Raw genomic sequence first — 948 nt, 5'->3', positions numbered from 1 at the left:
ACTTGGGGATACCACGGACCGCACGACACGCCGCTCGCTCACGGACGGTGGCCGACGGTTACTGGGAACAGCTCATTCTGTTCGGGCCACGGGGTGACAAGTCCGTGCGCCATACCGTGCAGCGGACCAGCGGGCCGATGATGTGGTCGCAGCGGATCAACACCGCCGGGCTCGGGGCCATCATCGAGTCGGCACGGCTTCACCGCAGTGTGGAACTGGTCAGCCTGCAGCAGCGGCTGCAGGAGAATCTGCGTCACTTCGACGAACTGGTGGAATCCGACGGACGGGCCAACGCAGTGCCGATCCGTTATATCGTCCTCGGCCTCGAGCGGGACGCCATCGATGCCTCACGGAAGTTGGCGGAAGCCGGCTACTACGTCGAACCGGACTTCTTCCCCATCGTGAAGAGGGGGACCGCGGGCCTGCGGGTGCGGATCCGGGCCTCTATGAGCCGGGACGACATCTCCGGCTTCGCAGCGGCTCTGAACGCCATCCCGAAGCACCAGCCCGCGAACCGGGCAGATGAGGTTAACAACCTGGGGTAGTCGTCGGCCTGGGCTGCGTGGGGGGGGCAGAGAAGAGAATTGCGACGCCCTGCCCCCATGCGCCACCGCCATGGATCGCTACTTCCAGGCGGACGCGTCTGCCCGCCGAGGCGATCACCGTGGGAGCCCAACGGGCGTCTCGACAATCCGGCCGACGTTCGACAGCGCGATCATCGCGAGCAGCAACAGGGCCTCTCTTCCGCACAGTTGCTGGCGGTTGGCGCGAGACCAAGGGCGATCCGGCGACCGTCGTCACCGCCCCACCGCATCCCCGTGTCCTTCTACGCGCTTCTGCCGGCCCGCCGAAGCACGTAGGGAATTCATTTAGAGGTTGTCTCACGTGGTGAGTTTTGCGAGCTTCTTGTAGCAGGTGAGGGCGGCGGCCAGGCCGAGGAAGGCGAGG

General features: G+C 65.8%; 1 protein-coding gene. It reads left to right on the top strand.

Features of this window, described 5'->3' with window-relative positions; translation table 11 throughout:
- Nucleotides 1-47: 47 nt before the first annotated feature.
- Complete coding sequence (locus tag AC5P09_RS51950) at nt 48-545, top strand: hypothetical protein (protein ID WP_493880630.1); 498 nt, start codon at nt 48-50, stop codon at nt 543-545.
- Nucleotides 546-948: the final 403 nt, after the last annotated feature.

Source organism: Streptomyces sp. a15, from assembly GCF_059026085.1.
The sequence above is the reverse complement of the archived record's forward strand: the minus strand, read 5'-3'. Positions and strand labels throughout refer to the sequence as shown.